This is a genomic window from Gordonia hydrophobica NBRC 16057 (assembly GCF_001592365.1).
GTDB lineage: Bacteria > Actinomycetota > Actinomycetes > Mycobacteriales > Mycobacteriaceae > Gordonia > Gordonia hydrophobica.
On sequence record NZ_BCWU01000006.1, the window covers coordinates 58408 to 80664 of the forward strand.

Genomic DNA, 22257 nt, shown 5'->3' on the forward strand with positions numbered 1-22257 from the left:
GGCGCACACCGACGGCACGACGACGGCGCGCAGATGAATATCCTTCAGATGAGTGCCATGTCGGCCTTGTCCGTGACCGATTCCTTTCGAAGGGAGTGCGCCCGGTGAAGCGCCATTCGCATCGCGCACCGAAGGAGCGCGCGCTTCGGCGGCTCGCCGTCATCGCCGTACAAGGCCGCGGACGCCTGGTGGTCGGGGTGGTGGTGGCTCAGGTGATCGCGATGGCGGCCGCGCTGGCTCAGCCGACCCTCAATGCCCGGATCATCGACGACGGCGTGATCGCAGGCGACGTCGGATACATCCAGCGGATGGGTGCGGTGATGCTCGGCGTCGCGGTCTGCGGATTGATCGCCTCACTCGCCGCGATCGCCTGCGGTTCCGCACTGTCGACGGGTGCCGCCGCCGACCTGCGCAGTCGCGTCTACCGACGGGCCACCGACTTCTCGACCGCGGCATATCACGAACTCGGCACGCCGACGATGCTGACCCGAACGTCGTTGGACACGGGCGTCGTCACCCAGGCGGTCTTTCTCACCACCAGCGTCGCGGTCACCGCGCCGATCATCACGGTCGGAGCAGTGGTGCTGTCGTTGCAGGCGTCGGTGCAGTTGGCCCCGGTGATCGTCGTCGCCGCAGTGGTCCTCGGTGTGCTTGTGGGAGTGTTCGTCACGTTCTTGACACCGCTGGTGTCGCGGTTGCAGCAGGCCGTCGACACCGTGAACCGCGTGTTGCGTGAACAACTCGCCGGGACGCGGATCATCCGCGCGTTCCGTCAGGAACCCGCCGCGAGCACTCGCTTCGACGAGGCCAACCGCGACCTGACCGGTCTCGCGCGGCGCGTCGGCGCCCTCCAGTTGATGCTGCTGCCCGGCGTCCTGCTGATCGCGAACGCCGCCACCGCGGCGACCAGCCTGTTCGGCGCCCGACTCATCGAGAACGGCGACCTCACGATCGGCGGATTGACCGCATTCACCGGGTACCTGACCCAAATCGTCGTCGGGATCACGCTGCTCATCACGCTGGCGGCCGTCTTCCCGCGGGCGCGTGTCAGCGCCGGCCGCCTCGCTGAGGTCCTCGACAAGCCGTCTGGACTCCCCGACGACGGCGGACTCGTCCTCGCTGGTCCGCTCTCCCTCGACTTCCGCGACGTGCGCGTGCAGTATCCGGGTGCCGCGCACGCTGCCGTCGAGTCGGTGTCGCTGCACTGCCCAGCCGGCTCGACGTGCGCGATCATCGGCAGTACGTCCAGCGGAAAGTCGTCGCTGCTGTCCCTCGTCCCGCGGCTGCTCGATCCGTCCGCTGGGTCGGTGGAACTCGGTCGCGTTGCAACGACCGCCTGGCCGCTGTCCGACCTGCGGTCGACGGTCGCTCACGTCGGCCAGGGTCGCTCGCTGATCGCGGGCACCGTCGCATCGAATCTACGGCTCGGCACGCTCGACGCGGACGACGCCGCGCTCTGGCGGGCCTTGACCGTCGCGGCGATCGCCGAGACCGTCGTGGAGCGCGGCGGACTCGATGCCGAGGTCACGCAGGGCGGCGCCAACTTCTCCGGTGGCCAGCGGCAACGTCTGGCGATCGCGCGAGCACTGGTCCGCGCGCCGCGCGTGCTCTGTCTCGATGCCGCGTTCTCGGCGATGGACCGTCACACCGCAGACACGGTGCTGCGCGGAGTGCGCGGCGCCCTGCCGACGGCGACGATCCTGATCGCCGACCAACAGGTGGAGAACGTCCGCTACGCCGACCGCATCGCGGTCCTCGACGGGCGGCGCATCGTCGACGTCGGCACCCACCGCGAGTTGGCGGCACGGTGTCCGGCGTACCGAGAGTTCGCCGACGCCCAGGCGCCGACGGCACGCACGCAGGCGGATTCGCGATGACGATTCTGCACGCGGTCCGTGAGGTGCGCGCCTTCCTCGGGTCCGATCGTCGGCTCAGCGTCGCACTGGTGCTGGCGCTCATCGCCGCGGCCACCTCGGTCGTGATCCCGTTGCTGCTGGCTCGGATCACCGACCTCATCTTCGCCGGTGTGGTCGGTTCGCAGTTGGCGGATGGCGCCACCGACCTGGAGAACATCGCCGATCGCCTGGGCGCCGTACCCGGTGTAGGCGTCGACTGGCCGCGACTGTGGGCGGCCGCCGGCGCGGTGGGCATTGCGCTCATCGTGTTGACGAGCACCCGCATCGGCGGCGGACTGCTCGTCAACAACGCCGTTCAAGCGGCCATTCGACGGATCCGCGAACGGGTCGAGGCCAAGGTCCACCGCGTTCCGGTCGGCGCGCTCGAGGGCAAGCGGCGCGGCGAGGTGCTGAACGCGATGACCGTCGACATCGACAACTTCTCGTCGGTCATCGGCCCGATCTTCGTTCAGTTGCCGGTGCTGATTCTGACGATCGTCGCGGTCGTGGTCGCACTGATCGCGATCTCGCCGTTCTTCGCCATGATCGTCTTCGCCACCATTCCGATCACCACGATCCTCGCGGTCGTCGTGTTGCGGTTGGCGAAGCCGCACATGGAACGCCAATGGCAGACCACGGCGGCGATCACCGCACACGTCGAAGACGTCTACAGCGCCCGCGACATGGTCTCCGCCTACAACGGAACGCAGCAGACGGCGCGGGAGTTCGATGCGCTGAACTCGCGGTTGCAGAAGGCCGGGCAGACGGGCCAGACGTGGAGCGCCACGCTGGCTCCGGTCTTGACCTTCCTCAATGCGATCGTGTTCGTCGTGATCGCGGTGCTCGGCGCACTCCGGATGCTCGACGGTTCCGTCACGCTCGGTGTACTGCAGGCGGTGCTGCTGTATGCACAGCAGTTGTCGAGTCCGATCTCCGAGTTGACCAGCACGCTTCCCCGCCTGCAGTCAGGATTCATCTCCTTCGGCCGGGTGCGTGCGTTCCTCGCCGAGCCGGAGGAATCCGGGCCCGCCGTCGACGATCCGGTCTCCCCGCCGCCGTCACGGCACCGGTTGCCGCCCCACATCGTCTTCTCTGACGTCCATTTCGCCTACGACGCCACTCCGGTCCTGCGCGGTGTCAACCTGGAGCTCGCCCCCGGACGGACCACTGCCCTGGTCGGCGCGACCGGGTCCGGAAAGACCACGCTGACCAGTCTGCTGCAGCGCTTCGTCGAACCGTCCTCCGGCACCATCACGCTCGATGGAGAGAACATCGCGGATCTGACGCGCGGTCAGATCCGGGCACAGCTGGCTGTCGTCACGCAGGATCCGTGGCTGTTCACCGGTTCGGCCGGCGAGAACATCGACTACGGCACCAAGGATGGCCGGGTCCCGGACGAATGGATGATCGACCTGCTGCTGGCAGGTCTGCCCAGCGGCCGCGACACCGTCGTCTCCGGCGACAACGACGTGATCAGCGCGGGCGAGAAGCAGCTGCTGACGGTGGCACGTGCCCTCGCGGGCGATCCCGACATCCTCATCCTCGACGAAGCCACAAGCGCGGCCGACCCGCGCACCGAGCTCGTCATCAGCCGCGGGCTGGAAGCGCTACGGCACCGCACCACGACCCTGATCGTGACCCACCGTTACTCCACGCTCGCGACCGCCGACAGCGTTGCCGTGCTCGCGGACGGCCGCATCATCGAGCACGGGACGGCGGAGGAGTTGCTCGCGGCGGGAGGCGAGTTCGCGCGGCTGTACGGCTGAATGGTGTGCGCAAGTGGACGGTTTTCCGATCGAAGTGTCCTCCGTTCAGGTCAATATCTGGCTGTGGGGTGTGTCAAATCGTGTCGTGGAATGAAATTCCCATCACGGTCATGACACGATATAGCGGCAATCACCGCAGGCCATCCGGAGGCGGCGGGATCCTCTTTCAACGAAAGAAGGCCACATGGCAAACATCGACCTCAGCGGACTCGACGCGCTGATCAAGTTCGGCAACGTGCAGGGATCATCCATCGGCCTCGGCGGCTCGACCGGCAACGGTGGCGGCGCTGGCGACAGCACCGGTGGCGGCACTTCGTTCGGAAGCTGATAACTGTCTCTCCTCATGCCGCCCCGCCGGTCGAATGACTGGCGGGGCTGCATGCCGTCCCGCCGCCTCTGATCAGAATTGATGACATCGTGACTCCTTGGTACCGCCGACTCACTACCGCCGCCGTCCTGTCCGTCGCTTCGGCAGGCGTACTCCTCGCCTCCACCCTGGTCCCGACCGACGCCGTCGCCGCGCCGTCCAGCACCGTCGTCTCGTCAACACCGACCGGGCCGCAGTCCGCAGACGTCGTCGTGCATTCCGCTTCGATGAACCGAGACATTCCGTTGAGTGTCCTGATGCCGAAGGATCGATCCAAGCCGGCGGGTGTCCTGTACCTACTCAATGGCGCGGGCGGCGGTGAAGACTCGGCCTCGTGGCAGGTCAAGACGGACATCGCGTCGTTCTTCGCCAATAAGAACGTGTACGTCATCACCCCGATGCAGGGCGCCTTCACCTACTACACCGACTGGGAGAAGCCGGACGAGAAGCTCGGTGTCAACAAGTGGTCGACATTCCTGGGCAAGGAACTCCCGCAGGTCGTTGACGCTACTTACAATACGAACGGCAAGAACTCGATCGCAGGCATCTCGTCGTCCGCCACCTCGGTCTTGAATCTCGCCATCGAACACCGCGGTCTCTACAAGTCGGTCGCCGGCTACAGCGGATGCGCCAGTACGTCGACCGACATGGGCATTCTCTATATCCGCATGGTGGTCGAGAGTCGTGGCGGCGCCGATCCGGAGAACATGTGGGGCCCCTACGAGGGTGCCGGCTGGAAGAAGCACGACCCGATTCTCAACGCATCGAAGTTGCGCGGTGTCTCGCTCTATCTCAGCGCTGCCACCGGGCTCCCAGGCAAGTACGACACCTCCGCGTACGTGCCTGACCCCTCGGTTCTAGCCGACCAGATCGCCGTTGGCGGCTCGATCGAAGCGGCAACCCGCGTATGCACCGAGATGCTGGCCTCCAAGCTGTCCGACCTGCGCATCCCGGCGACCGTCGACCGACCGGCAGCGGGCTCGCACTCGTGGCGTTATTGGGAAGATCAGCTCCACAAGTCCTGGCCGCAGTTGGCACGCAGCATCGGCGCATGAGCCACCGGCGGGACGACATCGAGATCCGCCCGCTCAAAGAGTCCGAGGTGGACTCCGCAGTCGATTTGGTTGCGGGGTCCATGTCGGAGATTCCACTGTTCGCCTGGCTGCTTGGCGCTCATATCGACGACGACGAGGTCCGTCGCTGGCTGGCATCGTTCTTCATTGCACCGCACGTCGCACGGGGTGGCGTAGAGGCAGCGGTACCTCCCACCGGGCCGGTTGGTGGAATCCTCATCTGGCTTACTCCCGACAGAGCTGATGCACCGCTGCCGCCGTCAATCCAAGCACTTTCAGCACGAATCCTGACGTCCAGAACGGATATTGTTGACCGTCTCAAGACGCTGCGAGCAGTGCTTGCTGACGAACGACGCCCAGGAGACTACGTCGACGTTCTACTCAGCGTTGTAGCACCCGAGTTTCGCGGCATCGGAGTGCCTGGCCGCCTCGTCATGCGCGCACGGACGGCCGCGGCAGACGCCGGTCTCGGAATCACTCTGAGCACCACAGACGCAGCCCTCGGCGAGGCTTACGAACGCACTCACGGTGCAGTCTTGCAGAAGGCGTATCCCATAGGACCGCTGACCAACTACTCGTATCTCATCTCACCGGAATAGACGCCTCCTCACAAGGCCAGGGAGGCCACGAAGCCCTGAGTCCACCACGCTACGGAGCAGCCACCTGGCGATCCGTGGTGGCGTCACGCGCACCTCATCCTCGGATCGGGGGCACGACCTACACAGGCCCTCCGACTCCCGACGCTGGATCGGTCGCCGCGGGCGGCGCTGGCAGTTGAACACCGTGCCGTGGGCGACAAGAACAGTCACCTCACCGTGGTGGAGTATGGCCCGCCCGTCGGGACGCACTGGTGACTGGCGATCACGATGTCGAATGGCGGTGCTCCCTGAGCCCGGATAGTCGATCGGCCGCCGGGAAGTCCGACCAAGTAGTCACGCGCAAAGCCTGCAGAAAGTGAAAAGCCCGCAGTCGACTGCGGGCTTTTCTTTGTGGTCCCGGCTGGGATCGAACCAGCGACCTTCCCGGTGTGAACGGGACGCTCTTCCACTGAGCCACGGGACCGTATGAGATTGTTTGCGCGGCAGAACGACTGCTCTCGCACGAGAAGTCAGAGTACACACTCCCCCTCGGCGAAACCAAATCACCTCACACGCGACGATTCGCTCACCCCCGTCGGCCTCGTGCCTCAGCGAATTGGCCCGACCACCCAAGCTGCCGACCATCTACGCAGGCGAACTTACATCGATGTAAGTCGCTCACCTGCCGATTTGTGTTCTGCACGGCCACCCCGCTAATGTTCTTCTCGCTGGAGAGCGAAGCCCACAAGGCTGCTCACAGCACGCGGATGTAGCGCAGCTGGTAGCGCATCACCTTGCCAAGGTGAGGGTCGCGGGTTCGAATCCCGTCATCCGCTCTGTCAACACTCCCGGTGGCGTGGCCGAGTGGTGAGGCAACGGCCTGCAAAGCCGTGCACACGGGTTCGATTCCCGTCGCCACCTCCACCGCAGTTCAACAACTCGATACTTGCGCGATTAGCTCAGTGGGAGAGCGCTTCCCTGACACGGAAGAGGTCACAAGTTCAATCCTTGTATCGCGCACCATGAAGCAAACCAGGCCCGGTCATCGACCGGGCCTGGTTTGCTTGCACTCCCCGACCGGTCTGACGCATCGCCACAATGCACCCCGTCGGCAACACTCGTACGCCGGCTCCCGTCATCGCCGCGCCCGCAGAATCCCTCGAATTCAGCGAAAAACTGCACGTCGCAACGGGTTTCTGAACGCACGGCAAACCCCAGTTTGCATTTACTCTTCGCTGGACGCTAGTGTTTGTTGTCGCCGGTGAGCGACAGCGTCCACAAGACGCGTTCACCGGCATGCGGATGTAGCGCAGCTGGTAGCGCATCACCTTGCCAAGGTGAGGGTCGCGGGTTCGAATCCCGTCATCCGCTCGGAAAACCCCGGTGGCGTGGCCGAGTGGTGAGGCAACGGCCTGCAAAGCCGTGCACACGGGTTCGATTCCCGTCGCCACCTCCACTTCACACAATCAAATACTCGCGCGATTAGCTCAGTGGGAGAGCGCTTCCCTGACACGGAAGAGGTCACAAGTTCAATCCTTGTATCGCGCACAGAGATGAAGCCCGCCGATTGTCCGGCGGGCTTCGTCGTTTTGTTGTCGATCCGTTCGTACTCGCGCCGTTGGTCCGTCTAGATGACATGACGCTCCCCATGCCGAGGCCCGCTGCGCATGGCAGGATTGTCGACGTGCCAAGCCTCGCGATGCTTTTCCAGAGCCACCTCGACCCCACGATCGACGGCGACCGACTCCTCGCCCAGATCCTGAACGACTTTCCGGACGTGGATTCCTCGCTCCTGAAGCTCGAGCGGCCGACGGCTCCCGACGCTCCCCTGTCCTTCTCTTACGGCGACCAGATGATCGTTCTCATGCCGGTCGCCGCGCAGGTGGGCGACGATCTCAACGAGATCGCCGCGCACAGCCGGCTCTGGCCCAACGAAGTCCCCGCACCGTCCGACTACCGCGCGCACACCATCGTGACCGTGCTCCGCCCGAATGCGGCGCCGTCGCACGTCGCCTCGATCGCCGACGCCATCCTGCTCTCGAAGGTGATCGCGTCGGCCGTGGCCCTGTCCGACACCATCGTCGCCGTCTACTTCGGCAGCGCGAACCACGTCATCCTGCCGGCGATCTTCCGCGATCTGGCCCTTGAGACGCTCCCCAACCCGATTCTGCCCGCGTGGGTGGCGCTGAACGTCGCTCCGCGCCCCGACGGGGTCATGACGGGCCACACCCGGGGGCTCGACATGCTCAACCTCATGGACGTCGAGATCGCCGAGTCCCAGGAGTCCGCCGAGGACACGTTCACCAGGATCGTCAATACGGCCATCTACCAGATCGAGAACGGTCCCATCGTCGGCGACGGCGACACGATCGGCGAGACCAACGCCGCGGACGTGGTCGCCCGGCATGCGCCGTCGCAGGTCGACGAGGACAAGATCGTCTTGGCACTGGAATTCATCGGCGCCGGAAACGCACCGGTCGGCGGTCAGCAGAAGAAGCGCCGCTGGTTCGGTCGCAAGCGCTGACGCTGGGCCGGCTGTCACGCGGCCGTCAGCGCCGACGATTCTTCCGTTGGGCAGCTCGGCGCTGTGCACGGTTCGCCAGGACCGGCGGGGACAGTATGAGCACCCACTGCTCCGGGTCGTACTTCGACGGCTCGATGCCCGCGCTGAAATCACCGTAGTCGCTCTCGATGACCATGCCGTCGTCGATGACCGGGCCTTCCCGATATTGCAGGACCGCGGTGTCGGCGAGCACGCGAACCACGGCTTCGCCGGGCGTCCGGCTCTCGGGGATCTCGATGTCGTAGAGGCCGAGGTCGGACATCCCGAACGTCTCGCCGGACGTGACGCCGCTCTCGTCGGCGACGAGGAAGTCGACCCACATCGTCAGCGGCAGCCCCGGCGCAGCGTCTAACGCGGACTGCCGATACACCTGCGGCGGTACCAGCATGTCGGACGGGTGAGCGTACACCGCGGTCACCGTGTCGGTGCACGCCTGCACCGAGGCGACGACGCGGGAGATCAGGATCGCCTCGCTGATGATGTCCCGGTCCTCGCGGAGGTAGAAGTCGTCCTCGTCGTCGCCGGCGTCGAGATTCGGCACGACGGTGGCGACGAACGAGGTTCCGGCGAGATCAGGCAGTTCCAGGGCGTCGTCCCAGTGCGCACTCGCCTCGGCCGCCGACACGGCGTCGAACTGGTACAGCAGATCGAAGGCGGCCACGACGACGCGCGTGTCGTCGAATCGGAACCCCATCGCATCGCCACGCGTCGGTCGGCTCATCGTCTCCAGCGCCGTCTCTGGCCGGATGGTCGTGAACTCCTCGGCCAGCAACCCGCCCCAGTCCGACTGGATCTGCCCGAACACTCGGTCGACCGTCAGTTCGGGGTCGGGACGGGACGCGAACAGGGAGACGAGCAATGGCATCACGACGACGATCCTTCGGTAGGTCCCATTTCCCTGCCGAGAGTACGCAGGGCCCTTGCGACGGCCGAGTGCCGTCTCCTGGAATCATGGAGAGGTGACCGTGACTCCTGACTCCACCATTGTCGTCGAGACCGTGACGGACCCGTCGCTGGCCGAGGCCGTCGCCGACGTCGCAGCGATCACCTTTCCCCTTGCGTGCCCACCGCACTCGACGCCGGAGAACATCGCCGCGCACATCGCCCAGCAGTTGTCGGCTGAGCGGTTCGCGGAGTACATCACGGATCCGGTGAAGCAGGTTCTCGTCGCCCGGACTCGGGACGCCGCGATCATCGGCTATTCCCTGCTGGCGCACGAAGTCCCGACCATCGACGCCGTCCACGCCGCGGTCCTCGCTGCGCCCGGCGGCGCCGACGCGATCGCGGCCGACACCGTCACCGAGATCTCGAAGATGTACGTACTCCCCGACCATCACGCGGCGCACAACCAGCAGCGCCCGGCGCACGTCCTCATGGCGGCGGCCATCGACGCGGCCGCCGACCGCGGCTCCACCTACATCTGGCTGGGCGTCCACTCCGGCAATGAGCGCGCCAAGAAGTACTACACGAAGATGGGGTTCACGCAGATCGGCACCAAATCGTTCAACATGAACGGCGCCATCGAGCACGACTTCGTGCTCGGCCGGTCCGTGCAGCCGTAAGGGCAGCGGCCCGCGCGATCACGGTTGTCCGATAAGCACACTATGGTGTGCACATGATCGAGTCGCTGTCAGATCTTCGTCCCGGGCAACGCTTGTCGGGGCGGTGGCGCGACCCTGTCCACCTCGTCGCAGTGATCGCCTCCGGCGCCGACGCCGCCACCATCGTGGTGCGCGACGACCGGTTGGGTGTCCGCGAAGAGATGCTGTTCGCCGACGACCTCGACTCGCTTCACATCGAGGACGACGCAGAGCAGGCATGGAGCTTCGACGCCGATCCGCGGCGCTTCCGTCTGGCCACCGAAGCGCTGCGCATTGCGATGACCGGAGCCCACGATCCGATGGCGGCGATCGGTACCAGCGACATCTCGCCGTTGCCGCATCAGATCCGCGCCGTCTACGGCGAACTGCTGCCGCGAACCCCGCTGCGCTTCCTGCTCGCCGACGATCCGGGCGCAGGCAAGACCGTCATGGCGGGCCTGTATGCCAAGGAGTTGATGCTCCGCGGCGACCTCGCACGCCTGCTGATCGTTGCGCCCGGCGGCCTCGTCGAGCAGTGGCAGGACGAGCTGATCGTGAAGTTCGGCATCACCGCGACGCTGCTCACACGCGAGTTGATCAATGCCAGCCCGGGCGGCGATCCGTTCCCGATGCATCCGCTCATGATCGCGCGGATGGATCAACTGGCTCGCGACCCCGAGCTCATCGCGCATCTGGAGGTCAGCGAATGGGATCTGGTGGTGGTCGACGAAGCGCATCGCATGTCGGCGTCGTGGCAGGGTTGGGACGGCGAGGTCAAGGAGACCGAGCGCTTCAAACTCGGTCGCGTGCTCGGCGGCGTCGCCCGGAATCTGCTGCTCATGACGGCGACTCCGCACGCGGGCAATGACGACAACTTCCAGCTGTTCCTGTCCCTGCTCGACGAGGACCGCTTCGCGGGACGTCCGCAGACCGACGCAGTGGCCGACACCTCGGGCCTGATGCGGCGGATGGTGAAGGAGGAGCTGCTCACCTTCGAGGGAAAGCCGCTGTTTCCGGAGCGCATCGCCGAGACCGTGCCGTACGACCTCTCCGACGGCGAGGCGGAGCTCTACGAGGCGGTGACCCAGTACGTCCGCGTGGAGATGAATCGGGCTGAGAGCTCGCCGGATTCGCCGAAGCGGCGCACCGTCGGATTCGCCCTCACCGTCCTGCAGCGTCGACTGGCGTCGAGTACCCACGCGGTCCTGCGCAGTCTGCAGCGTCGCCGGGACCGGTTGGCGTCCCGCCGCGCCGACCTGATCGCTGGTCGCATTCCCGTCGACGATGCGCCCGCTCTGCCGCCCGCCGACGCGTTCGACGACCCCGACGAGTTCAGTGCCGAAGAGTACGAGCGGCTGGAAGAGGAAGTCGTCGACGCGGCGACGGCGGCCCGCACCGTCGCCGAACTCGATACCGAGATCGCGATTCTCGAAGACCTGGTGACGTTGGCCGCCCGCGTCCGCGACCGAGGCATCGACCGCAAGTGGTCGGAGTTGCGGAGCCTGTTGACGGACCAGTCATTGCTGCGTGACGACAGCGGACAGCCGCGCAAACTCATTGTGTTCACGGAGCACAAGGACACGCTCGACTATCTGACGGCGCAGATCCGGAACGTGCTCGGCTCCGATGACGCCGTGCTCACCATCCACGGCGGGACGCGTCGCGGCGAACGCGTCGCGATCCGTGAGCAGTTCACCAACGAGCCGACGCGACTGGTGCTGGTGGCCACCGATGCCGCGGGCGAAGGCCTCAATCTGCAAGCCGCCCATCTGATGGTGAACTACGACCTGCCCTGGAATCCGAACAGGCTTGAGCAGCGCTTCGGTCGAATCCACCGCATCGGCCAGAAGAACGTGTGCCGACTGTGGAACATCGTCGCCGCGCAGACCCGCGAAGGCCAGGTGTACACCCGGTTGCTCGCCAAGATGGATCAGCAACGTGCCGCATACGGCGGCAAGCTGTTCGACGTGCTCGGTGACGAAGCGTTCGCCGGGCGTCCGCTGCGCGACCTGCTGTGGGACGCGATCCTGTACGGCGATGATCCCGCACGGATCGACGAGATCGAGCGAATCGTCGACGCCGAGGTGGCAACGGGATGCGACACGCTGGTCTCCGAACGTGCGCTGGCTCGGGAGACTCTCGATCCGGTCGAGTTGGATCGGCTCCGCCGCGCGATGGACGAGGCCGTCGCACGGCGTCTCCAGCCCCACTACATCGAGCGATTCTTCGCCGAGGCGTTCGGCACTCTCGGCGGACGTCTCTCGAAGCGGGAACGCCACCGCTTTCAGATCTCGAATGTGCCTGCGCCGCTGCGTCATCGTGATGTGCGACGCGAGCATGCCGGCCGCCCGGTGACGCGCGCGTACGAGCGCGTCACGTTCGAGCCCACGGCGGTCTCGAGCGGGGCGGTGCGTGCCGAGTTGCTCGCCCCCGGTCATCCCCTGCTCGACGCGTTGATCGACGAGGTTCTCGAGCGGAACGGTGCGACGCTGAGCACCGGTGCCGTGATGCTCGACCCCTCCGATCCCGGCACCGCGCCGCGGGCCATCGTGGCGTTGACGACGGAGATCGTCGACGGTGCCGGAACCGTTGTCAGCAAACGGTTCTCCTTCGTGTCCGTCGCCGCAGACGGCACGGTGGCCGACGCGGGCCCGGCGCCCCATCTGGACCTGCAGCCGCTGCCCGACGACGCGACTTCATGGTCGGCCGGGTCTCTCGCCTCGCTGGACACCGCCAGTTTCACTCAGCGTGCCCGTGAGTGGGCGGGCGGCACCTCGGTTCCGCAGCATCTTCGCGATGTCCGCGATCGCGTCGTGCCGGAGAACGCTCGTACCGAAGCTGCGGTGCGGTCACGGTTGGTGGGTCAGATCAACTACCTCGATTCCGAAGCGGCCCGACGTCGCGAAGAAGACCGTGCGGGCGCGTCAGGGAAGAAGCGGCGCGTGAGTCCGGAGCGTTTGGAGCGGCAGGCGCGCGATCTGGAGGCCCGATTGCACCGTCGGTTGCGTGAGCTCGCCGACGAGCGCGTCCTGACTGCACGGCCGCCGCGAATCGAGACCGCTGTCCTCGTGGTTCCCGCAGGCGCCGTCGGCGGTGCCGTCGGGCAGTACGCCGCGGACTCGACGATCACCGACCGTCGTGCGGTCGACGCCGTGCTGCGGGCCGAGCACAGTCTGGGACGCCGCCCCGAAGAGCAGGCTCACAACAATCCTGGCTACGACGTACTGTCGCGCCCCGGCCCCTTGCCGGATGGCAGCCACCCCGCGTCGATCTACATCGAAGTGAAAGGCCGGGTCGCAGGAGCGGAACACTTCTTCGTGTCGTCGAATCAAGTGGCGTGCGGCAAGAACACGGGCGTGAATCATCGCCTCGCGATGGTCTCGGTGAGTCCCGGCGGTCCCGAGCACGACGAAGTCCGCTATCTGACCAACTACTTCCACGACGTCGACCTCGCCGGCACCGACACCAGCGGACTACAACTGGAATGGCGCAAAGCGTGGGGTAAGGCATCGGAGCCGCACTGACTGCAGTCCCCCTTCGGCGTCCGTATCGGGAACGCCCCGACCGCGTTTTGGTACAACCTCGGCGTGTCGGATTGTTCGGCGTGTCGTATGAGGCTGCACGCATGCTCCGTCCGAACGGCTCGACACGCCGAAAACTCCGACACGCCGAGTACGTCCATTTTTTTTGAAGACACAGAGGACGGGGCTCTATCGGGTCGAGTGAGAATCGCGGCCGACACCGTTCGTCACGGGCACCGCACCGCGCTCGCCTATCGCACCGCGGGAATCATCGTTTTGGAGCAAGTAAACGACGGGCTCGACGGCCATAACGAATCACGGCGCCTCCCGGCGTGTCCGTTTGTTCCGCGTGTCGATCCGGGTCGGACGGAGCATGCGTACCGGCGTATACGACACGCCGAACAAACAGACACGCCGAGTACGTCCCTTTTTGAAGACGCCCGAGGCCGGCCAAGTGCGCATCACGGCCGACACCGTCGGCGGCGGGGCACTGCACTACCCCGCTCCTGTCGCACACGTGGTTGTGTTGATTTCTGTGCAAGTCCGGCGTGTCGGGTTCCTGGGCGTGTCGTACTGGCCGAGGACTGTTCATTCCGTGCCTGCCACCAGAGCACGACAGTTCGACCGCTCGATGGGCATATCGAAGAACGGCACATCTCGGCGTGTTCGCTTGTTCGGCGTGTCGTATGAGCCGCCTGCACGCACGCTCCGCCCGACCGGATCGACACGCCGAACATGCAGACACGCCGAGTACGCACCAAATCGAACATCCGCGGTCGTCAAGAGATGGCGCAACACCTGATCCGACGACGTCTGCCGACGACGCCATCGTGAGGAGGAACAATCAAGAAGTTAGAACGGGGGTTGTCCGTCCGCAGCCTCCATCGCCGCCGCCTGCGCTTCCTGCGCCTCGCGGGCGCGGCGGTTCGCGGCCCGGCGCCGCATCCGGTACTGGTGCTTGGCTTCCACCCGCGACAGTGATCGTTCAGGAGCGTCCTCGGCGTGTCTGAACCCCCGGCGTGTCGCACCCACCGCGAAATCGGGGTGCGAGCACGGAATCAACCCGGCTTCGGGGAGCAACCACATGTTCGCGGCCTGCTGCCGCACGGTCACCCCTTCCGGTGTAGTGATCTCGGTCCACACCGTGCCGTTGGCGTCGACGATCTGGTCGTCGAGCCAGCCGTCGGCATGGGACTTCAATCCGTGATGGAACTTGCACTTGGGACTGAGGTTGCAGAGGCACGTCGGACCGCCGGCGGCCGGGTCTGCGTGGTTGAACTCGGTGACATGGTCGAGATCGCAACGCCACGCCGGACGGTCGCAGCCCGCCCACGAACACCCACCGAACAGGCCGCGCGCCACCGTGTCCAGCGCCGCCGTCGGGCGGTACGGATTCCCCGGCTGAGCCATCCGCGCCGCCAAGTCGGCCACGTTGAGTGGCCGGCACACCGCATCGGGACGGGCGGCGAGGTCGCGGACGTGGGCCGCCGAAATCGGGCCGTGCCCGTCCATCACTGCGGGCTCCTCCGACGCCCCGTCGAGGGTTTCCTGTCGGGTCACCACGTGCAGCACGATCTTCGCGCACCGCGACGTCACCTCCTGCACCGACAATGCCGCGGTGCAATCGTCCCGCCCGCAGCCGCACACGAAGTCCGAGCCGACCATCCGCGCGACCGCGGCATCGGACCGCAATTGGCCACGCGTACGCGGATCATGTGCGCAGATGCCTTCGATCACCGCATCGAGAGAGTCCTTGCACAGGATCGCCTCCTCCGGGGTAGTCGTGACGACGACCTCGGAGGCCGCGTCGTTGAGGGGATTGACCACCACTTTCTTCGACGCCTTGGCCTGCTCCCGCGTCAACGTCACCGCATCTGGATCGTGCTCGGCGACAATCGCGGCGACCGCATCCTCGACGCGGCGCGCCGACAGGCCGCCCATCGTCGTCAGCCGGTGGGCGATCTCGGCGTCGATGAACGCGAGCAGCTCCGGGTCGTCGACGAGCGCAGTCTGCTCCACCACGCGCTGAAACCACGCAGTGGTGATCGCGCCGTCCCGCAGCAGGCGGCCGACCGCCGGAATGCGTTCGAAGCAGGCCTGCGCGGCCTCGACGAAGCGTTCGGCGGTGCACTGGCGGACTCCGGCGACGGTGGCGTACGACGCCGCGACCTGGCACAGCGGGTCATACACCCGTGTGTAGACGTCCATGGAACCGGCGGCGTCGGCCTGCGCCATCCGCTTCACCAATAGGCTGTAGACAGCCTCGTAACGATGCCAGCGCACCAGCCCGTCGAAGGACTCCCCGAGAGCGGCAAACCACAACGTCGCGGCGTCATCCGCGGCGGGGCCGTCGCCGATGACAGGTCGTTCAATGTCGATTCCGATCGACCTGTCCGTAATCCTCACCGACCCGCGCGCCGCACCCGCTCGACCTGACCTGCTCACCTGATCCATCGTTGCTGTTGCCATGACACCCTCCCCATCCAAGAAGCCCAACCAACCCTGATCTAGAACTCACGTTCGATTATAGAGTCGGGGTCTGACAAAACAGACCCGCCAATGACGAGCGCAAGCCCGCAACGTCTACCTCGAATCCTGCACACATTCGTGTGCATATACACTGCAATGTTCTCGTCCGCCCAGAGCCAGCAAGGGGTCTTCGTGTCCATCGACGCACACGGTAGTGTTCAGAAACGTAAGTTGATTGAGGTCAGCATCCCGCTGCAGAAGATCAACGAAGCAGCCGCAAGAAAGCGGCCCGCCAAGCATCCGTGGAGCCTCGCCTATTGGTGGGCTCGACGCCCCCTCGCAGCCGCACGAGCCATCCTATTTGCCCAACTCGTAGATGACCCCGCTTCCAGGCCCGACTTATACCCAACTGAGGCAGAACAGGAAGCACAACGGCGTAGTCTCTTCGAACTGACTGAACGCCTAGCTAACGCAGATGCACAAACTATCGAGTCAGTGAGCATTGAAGCGCACGAAGAAATTCTGCGCTCAACAGGAGGACATCCCCCGGCAATTCTCGATCCTTTCGCCGGAGGTGGATCAATCCCGCTTGAAGCCCAACGACTTGGACTCACGACATTCTCCTCTGACCTCAATCCTGTTGCCGTCCTTATAAATGTCGCCCTGGTCGATATTCCCGCTCGGTTCCACTCGTCTCCGCCGGTCTCTCCGGGAGCTCTCGAAGCGGCGCTCACAGTCTGGTCGGGGTCCGAAGGGCTTGCCAAAGACGTCGAATTCTACGGACAAAAGATTCGAGACCTCGCCGCGGAAAGGATTGGGCGTCATTATCCTGAAATTCTCTCAGGTAACCAGAAAAAATCAACCGTTACTGCATGGATGTGGACGAGAACCGTTAGGTGCCCGAACCCTGACTGTCGAATAGACATGCCATTAGTCCGATCATGGTGGCTCGGAAGAAAGAAGGGAAGAGAGGCGTACGTAAAGCCTCGAGTGAACGGTCATGTCGTTAGCTTTGAAATCGGAACCGAACTAAATGAGGCGCCGCACAAAGACTCCGACGGAACCGTTGGCCGATCAGGAGCGCAATGTATCCGCTGCGAGTCAAAAGTCTCGCTGCCCTACATTCGTTCTGAAGGTCGTGCCCACCGGATGGGCGAGAGACTGTTAGCAGTAGTAGCAGAAGGAGACCGGCGCCGAACCTACCTGGCACCCACAGAAGAACATGAACTCGCGAGTAAGGTGGACCTTCCAGTCGACGCCCCAGACCAAAAACTGCCGAGAAACCCGCGCGACTTCAAGACGCCGAACTACGGTTTAACCACCTATGCATCCCTTTTCACGAACCGACAGATTCTGGCACTCACGACGTTTAGTTCGCTTATCAGAGAAATTCACCAAACCGTGGTCAACGATGCAATTGGCTGCGGCCTCGCACTCGGCGAAAGCCTACAAAGTGGCGGATCAGGTGCGCTGGCGTATGCAGACTCGGTGGCTACTTACCTCGCACTGTGTTTGACCAGGTGTGCTGACCAGGGCTCCTCAATTACTACCTGGCACAACAAGAACGAGCAGATTCGGTCAACGTTCGCACGCCAAGCCATTCCCATGACCTGGGACTACGTTGAGCCGAATCCACTCGGAACGGCCATCGGATCCTGGTCTGCTCACTTGAAGCTAGTGACAGACGCGATTAGTTCATTATCTGCGGCAAATAGAGCTTGTGTCTCACAAAAAGACGCGGCATCGTCAGTCAGCACTCATTTGATATCCACAGATCCTCCATATTACGACAATATCGACTACTCGGAACTATCGGACTTCTTTTACGTGTGGTTACGTCATTGTCTGAGAGATATCCATCCTTCCCTACTGTCCACAATGCTTGTCCCGAAAGCCGAAGAGCTCGTTGCCAATCCATACCGCCACGACGGCAAAGAGGGCGCGCACAAATTCTTTGAGGACGGATTCCGCGAAGTCTTCCGGCGCGCCCGTGAAAACGCCTATGTGGACTTCCCCATCACCGTCTATTACGCGTTCAAACAGCAGGACGCGTCGAAGGACGGACAAGCCTCGACCGGCTGGGAGACCCTACTGGAGGGCATGATCCGCTCCGGTTGGCAGATCACGGCCACTTGGCCGATGCGGTCGGAACTCAGCAACCGGATGCTGAGCCAAGGCACCAACGCCCTCGCCTCCTCCATCGTCCTCGCGCTCCGTCCGCGCCCCGAAGACGCACCCCGCATCGATCGCCGCAACTTCCTCGCGCGGCTGCGCACGGAACTCCCCACCAACCTGCGTGAACTACAGCAGGGCGCCATCGCGCCGGTCGACCTACCGCAAGCCGCGATCGGCCCCGGCATGGCGATCTTCTCCGAGTACAGCGCGGTGCTCGAGGACGACGGCTCGAAGATGACCGTGCGGACGGCACTGCAGCGGATCAACGCGATTCTGGACGAGGTGCTCGGCGAGCTCGAGAACGACTTCGACTCGGCCACCCGCTTCGCCCTGACCTGGTTCCGGCAGAACGGGTTCGACAGCGGCAGATTCGGCGACGCCGAGTCGCTCGCGAACGCACGCGGAATCTCACTGGACGCATTGGAGCGCGCCGGAATCCTCACCAAGGGCGGCGGCAAGACGGCATTGATCGCACCGTCGGACATGCCCGAGGACTACGACCCGTCGACAGACAGCTCCATCAGTCAGTGGGAGGTTGTGATGCACCTCGTGCGAGTCCTGGACTCGGATGGCGTGCCTGCGGCGGCGTCGTTGCTAAGCCTGGTCCCCGACGCGGTCGACACGGATCTGTGTCGGGAACTCGCCAGCCTGCTGTTCAAGCTGTCGGAGGATCGCAAGGCGACCGCACTCGCCGTCAGTTTCAACAGTCTGGGCGCCGCCTGGAGCGACATCGCCCGTACTGCGAAGGACGCCGTCCACCAAGAAGTGCTGCTCTAGCCCGTGTCCTGATTGTCCAACTGATAATCTTCGCTACGCACACTGTCGTGTGCGTACCAAAGGAGTCGTTGTGGCAGTAAGCAATCGGGACCGAATCCACCAGGCACTCGAGCTGCTCGGACCGGCCGTCGATCGCTTCCTGACGGAGACGGTCGGTCCCGAGCTGCCCGCGGGCGCCTCAGGGTGGATCGACATTCTGCGCACGGTGCAGAACGCCCATCCCGACAAGAAGTACAACCCGCTGGACCCGTCGGACAGCTTGAAGATGTTCACCGACAACATTCCATTCCGGTTCAAGCGCGGGTGGGACCCGCTCGGCAAGCGGCTCAGCCGCTCCCAGATCTCGTGGGCGAATCAGCTCGTCGACGCGCGCAACCGGTTGGCGCACCACGACAACTTCACCAACGACGAGGCGCAGTTCGACCTCGACATCTGCTACCGATTCCTCCTGGCGATCGGAGCGCCGAAAGAAGCAGCAACCGTCGCCAAACTCCGCGACGACGTCCGGGACATCGGCACGCGGCAGGCCGCCGACCGCGTCGCGCGGAGCGTGCCCGCACTGCAGGTGGGCTCCGACAACCTGCCGCCGTGGCGCGAGGTCCTGGCCCCGCACCCGGACATCCAGCGCGATCAGTTCAACGCCGCCGAATTCGCCGCCGACCTGTACACGGTCGCCATGGAGAGCGGCGGCCACAAGTCCGAGTACACCGACCCCGCAGAGTTCTTCGGCCGCACGTACCTGACCGAGGGCCTCCGGGACCTCATCGGCAGGAACGTCGCGCGGCTGACCGGCGACGACAACGCATCGCCCGTCGTGAACCTGCAGACCAACTTCGGCGGCGGCAAGACGCACTCGATGCTGGCGCTCTGGCATCTGGCGTCGCCCGGTGCCGACATCAACACCTTCGGCGACGAGATCGCCCCGCTGGCACAGCCGCTCACGAAGCTCAACGACGGCGTCCGCCGCGTCGCGCTCGTCGGCAACCAGATGGTGCCGTCGCGCGAGAACACCGACGGCGGCCGCCCCAACATCCGCACCATGTGGGGCGAGCTGGCCTGGCAGCTCGGCGGCCAGGAGGCGTACGACGTCATCGCCGAGTCCGACCGGACGTCGACCAATCCCGGCGCCGACCTGCGCGAGCTCTTCGAGCTGTACTCCCCCGCCGTGATCCTGATCGACGAATGGGTGGCGTACGCCCGGCAGTTGGTCGGCAAGAACGACCTCCCCGCCGGCGACTTCGACACCCAGTTCACGTTCGCCCAGACCCTGACCGAAGCCGCCCGCGCCACCAGCGGCATCCAGGTGGTCATCTCGATTCCGGCATCGTCGAACAGCAACGACAGTGACGACGACGTCAATGACGAGGAAGTCGGCGGCGAGTACGGCCGCGAGGCGCTCAACGCCCTCAAACACGTCATCGGCCGCACCGCCGACCAGTGGCAGCCTGCCAACGCCGAGGAGAGCTTCGAGATCGTCCGCCGCCGCATCTTCTCCGCCCCCGACGCCGCGGCGTCGGCCAAGATCTCGAACATCGCCAAGGCCGTCGTCGAGTTCTACCGCAAGTACCACAACGAGTTCCCGTCGGAGGTCCGCGACTCCCAGTACGAGGATCGGATCAAACGCTGCTACCCGATCCATCCCGAACTCTTCGACCGCCTGTACCAGGACTGGTCGACGCTGGAGCGCTTCCAGCGCACACGCGGTGTGCTGCAGATGATGAACCGCGTGGTCGGATCGCTGTGGCGCTCGGACAGCGGCGCCGCCCTGATCATGCCCGGCACGGTTCCGCTCGACGACGCCGACGTGGTCTCCGAGGTGACCAAGTACCTGGAGGACGGCTTCAAGCCCATCGTGTCGACCGACGTCGCAGGCCGCGACTCGGTGCCCTACCTGGTCGACAAGAACAATGAGCACCTCGGGCGTCGCAGTGCGGCGCAGCGGCTGGCCCGCTCGGTCTTCATGGCCGCCACGCCGGGCATCCACTCGGCCCACAAGGGCGCCGAGAAGCAGCGGATCTTCCTCGGCACCGCACTGCCGGGCGACGTCCCCGGCAACTTCCACTCGGCGCTCGACGCCCTGGCGAGCAACTCCACCTACCTCTACAGCGAGACGTCGCGCTACTGGTACGACACGCAGGCCAACATCACCCGTGCAGCCCGCGACCACGCCGCCGGACTGAAGCAGGAGGACGTCTGGGCCGAGGTGGAACGCCGCCTCGCTGACCTCCGCAGGCAGACCACCGACAGCACGTTCGCCGGCATCCACGTGTTCCCCGAATCATCCGCGGACGTGCCCGACGACCCCGAGACCAGGCTTGTCGTGGTCCCGATGAAGTACACGCACTCGGCGCGCAGCAAGAACCCCACCGCGATGCCGTGGGCTAAAGACGTGCTGGAGCATCGCGGCACGGCGATCCGATCGTTCAAGAACGCCCTCGTCTTCCTCGCGGCCGACGAGAACCGCGCCCGCGATCTGGAGGCCGCCGTCCGCGACTACATCGCATGGAAACACGTCGCCGACAACGCCGACGACTACGGGCTCGGCGGCCAGCAGACCAAGCAGGCGACCGAACAGCGCGGCAGGCACGACGGCATCGTCGGCGACCGACTCGCCGAGACCTTCGGCTGGGCCCTGTGCCCCGAGCAGCAGGCCGGGGAGGCCACCTACTCCATCGCCACCGTCGGCATCACCGGTACCAAGTCCGACCTGTACACCCGCGCGGGCGCCAAGCTGAGCTCCGACCACATCGCGCAAGCGCGGTCGTCGTCGTTGATCACCATGGACCTCACCGGTCGACTCGCTCCCGCGTGGGAATCCGGTCGCCTGGAGGTCGGCACCCTCTACCGCTACTACGCCACCTACCCCTACCTGGCTCGACTCCGCGACCGCGACGTCCTCATCAACGGTCTGTACTCGGTGCTCGACGACCAGATCGGCTGGCGTCAGGACGGCTTCGCGTTCGCCGACGCCTACGACGAGTCCGCCGACCGCTACATCGGGCTGCACCTGCCGGGCGACGACGCGACCCTGCACCTCTCGGACAGCACGTTGATCGTCAAACCGAAGATCGCCGACGCGCAGCGCGACGCAGAGATCGAGGATCAACGACGACGTGCCGAGGCCGACGGCAACACGCAGACCGGCGACGGAGGGCCCGAGGGTTCGCCCCGATCCGGCGGCGTCAGCGGCGTCGCTGGAACCAGTACCGGCACCGGCGGCACCGGCGCCGGTACTCAGGCGACCGACCCCACGCCGGTCCAACGACGCTACTTCGGCACCGTCAGCCTGGACCCAGTTCTGCCCGCGAAGGGATTCAGCGACATCCAGAAGGAAGTGCTCAACCACCTCGCCTCGGCGGGCGGTCGAGTCGAGATCCGCTTGGAGATCAGCGCTGAGAACCCCGACGGGTACAGCGACACCGTGCGACGCACCGTGTCCGAGAATGCGACGACACTTGGCTTCGACGGGTCGGGATTCGAGGTCGACTGAGTA

The 22257-nt window shown here is 65.2% G+C and carries 12 protein-coding genes and 7 tRNA genes; 16 read left to right on the forward strand and 3 right to left on the reverse strand.

The genetic code is table 11. The features are described 5' to 3' along the window. Window positions 1-104 precede the first annotated feature (104 nt). The 5 genes from GH2_RS11345 (at window position 105) to GH2_RS21620 (ending at window position 5700) form a co-directional block, all read left to right on the forward strand. A complete protein-coding gene (locus GH2_RS11345; protein WP_066168383.1) occupies window positions 105-1877 on the forward strand; it encodes an ABC transporter ATP-binding protein in 1773 nt (590 codons plus the stop codon). Then, on the forward strand, window positions 1874-3661 hold the full coding sequence (locus GH2_RS11350; RefSeq protein ID WP_066167581.1) for an ABC transporter ATP-binding protein: 1788 nt from the start codon (window positions 1874-1876) through the stop codon (window positions 3659-3661). Before GH2_RS11345 ends, GH2_RS11350 begins: the two co-directional genes overlap by 4 nt. 184 nt (window positions 3662-3845) lie before the next feature. Next, on the forward strand, window positions 3846-3989 hold the full coding sequence (locus GH2_RS21615) for a hypothetical protein (protein WP_157086072.1): 144 nt from the start codon (window positions 3846-3848) through the stop codon (window positions 3987-3989). A gap of 89 nt (window positions 3990-4078) precedes the next feature. Beyond that, the gene (locus GH2_RS11355; RefSeq protein ID WP_372434539.1) at window positions 4079-5083 is read left to right on the forward strand and encodes an alpha/beta hydrolase; all 1005 of its coding nucleotides are present in this window, start codon (window positions 4079-4081) and stop codon (window positions 5081-5083) included. Next, a complete protein-coding gene (locus GH2_RS21620; protein WP_157086073.1) occupies window positions 5080-5700 on the forward strand; it encodes a hypothetical protein in 621 nt (206 codons plus the stop codon). Before GH2_RS11355 ends, GH2_RS21620 begins: the two co-directional genes overlap by 4 nt. 391 nt (window positions 5701-6091) lie before the next feature. Here GH2_RS21620 and GH2_RS11360 read toward each other — a convergent pair. Then, window positions 6092-6163, reverse strand: a tRNA-Val gene (locus GH2_RS11360). 279 nt (window positions 6164-6442) lie between these two features. Here GH2_RS11360 and GH2_RS11365 point away from each other — a divergent pair. From GH2_RS11365 to GH2_RS11395, 7 genes are all read left to right on the forward strand, one after another. Next, window positions 6443-6515, forward strand: a tRNA-Gly gene (locus GH2_RS11365). A gap of 14 nt (window positions 6516-6529) precedes the next feature. Beyond that, window positions 6530-6603, forward strand: a tRNA-Cys gene (locus GH2_RS11370). A 24-nt stretch (window positions 6604-6627) separates the two neighbouring features. Beyond that, a tRNA-Val gene (locus tag GH2_RS11375) sits at window positions 6628-6702 on the forward strand. Window positions 6703-6977: 275 nt separating this feature from the next. After that, a tRNA-Gly gene (locus GH2_RS11380) sits at window positions 6978-7050 on the forward strand. 11 nt (window positions 7051-7061) lie between these two features. After that, window positions 7062-7135: transfer RNA gene (locus tag GH2_RS11385), tRNA-Cys, on the forward strand. Window positions 7136-7155: 20 nt separating this feature from the next. Beyond that, window positions 7156-7227: transfer RNA gene (locus tag GH2_RS11390), tRNA-Val, on the forward strand. A 151-nt stretch (window positions 7228-7378) separates the two neighbouring features. Beyond that, window positions 7379-8203, forward strand: a complete 825-nt coding sequence (locus tag GH2_RS11395; protein ID WP_239588810.1) for a DUF4261 domain-containing protein — start codon at window positions 7379-7381, stop codon at window positions 8201-8203. 25 nt (window positions 8204-8228) lie between these two features. On the opposite strand, the gene GH2_RS11400 is transcribed toward GH2_RS11395, so the two are convergent. Continuing rightward, window positions 8229-9107, reverse strand: a complete 879-nt coding sequence (locus GH2_RS11400; protein WP_066167590.1) for a DUF4261 domain-containing protein — start codon at window positions 9105-9107, stop codon at window positions 8229-8231. Window positions 9108-9207: 100 nt separating this feature from the next. Between GH2_RS11400 and GH2_RS11405 the strand changes: the two genes are divergently transcribed. After that, window positions 9208-9804, forward strand: coding sequence for a GNAT family N-acetyltransferase (locus GH2_RS11405; protein WP_307825395.1), 597 nt, complete (start codon window positions 9208-9210; stop codon window positions 9802-9804). A 53-nt stretch (window positions 9805-9857) separates the two neighbouring features. Next, on the forward strand, window positions 9858-13346 hold the full coding sequence (locus GH2_RS11410; protein ID WP_066167593.1) for a helicase-related protein: 3489 nt from the start codon (window positions 9858-9860) through the stop codon (window positions 13344-13346). Window positions 13347-14195: 849 nt separating this feature from the next. On the opposite strand, the gene GH2_RS11415 is transcribed toward GH2_RS11410, so the two are convergent. Next, window positions 14196-15812, reverse strand: coding sequence for a DUF222 domain-containing protein (locus tag GH2_RS11415; RefSeq protein ID WP_157086074.1), 1617 nt, complete (start codon window positions 15810-15812; stop codon window positions 14196-14198). A gap of 192 nt (window positions 15813-16004) precedes the next feature. Here GH2_RS11415 and GH2_RS11420 point away from each other — a divergent pair, with 192 nt between their 5' ends. Continuing rightward, complete coding sequence (locus GH2_RS11420) at window positions 16005-18764, forward strand: DUF1156 domain-containing protein (RefSeq protein ID WP_066168393.1); 2760 nt, start codon at window positions 16005-16007, stop codon at window positions 18762-18764. 70 nt (window positions 18765-18834) lie between these two features. Beyond that, window positions 18835-22254, forward strand: coding sequence for a DUF499 family protein (locus tag GH2_RS11425; protein ID WP_066167603.1), 3420 nt, complete (start codon window positions 18835-18837; stop codon window positions 22252-22254). Window positions 22255-22257 lie beyond the last annotated feature (3 nt).

What these genes read in the sequence shown, in the direction of transcription:
- GH2_RS11350 (WP_066167581.1), top strand. Translation starts at nt 1,874, where the DNA reads ATGACGATTCTGCACGCGGTCCGTGAGGTGCGCGCCTTCCTCGGGTCC.
- GH2_RS21615 (WP_157086072.1), top strand. Translation starts at nt 3,846, where the DNA reads ATGGCAAACATCGACCTCAGCGGACTCGACGCGCTGATCAAGTTCGGC.
- GH2_RS21620 (WP_157086073.1), top strand. Translation starts at nt 5,080, where the DNA reads ATGAGCCACCGGCGGGACGACATCGAGATCCGCCCGCTCAAAGAGTCC.
- GH2_RS11395 (WP_239588810.1), top strand. Translation starts at nt 7,379, where the DNA reads ATGCTTTTCCAGAGCCACCTCGACCCCACGATCGACGGCGACCGACTC.
- GH2_RS11400 (WP_066167590.1), bottom strand. Translation starts at nt 9,107, where the DNA reads ATGCCATTGCTCGTCTCCCTGTTCGCGTCCCGTCCCGACCCCGAACTG.
- GH2_RS11410 (WP_066167593.1), top strand. Translation starts at nt 9,858, where the DNA reads ATGATCGAGTCGCTGTCAGATCTTCGTCCCGGGCAACGCTTGTCGGGG.
- GH2_RS11415 (WP_157086074.1), bottom strand. Translation starts at nt 15,812, where the DNA reads ATGGCAACAGCAACGATGGATCAGGTGAGCAGGTCAGGTCGAGCGGGT.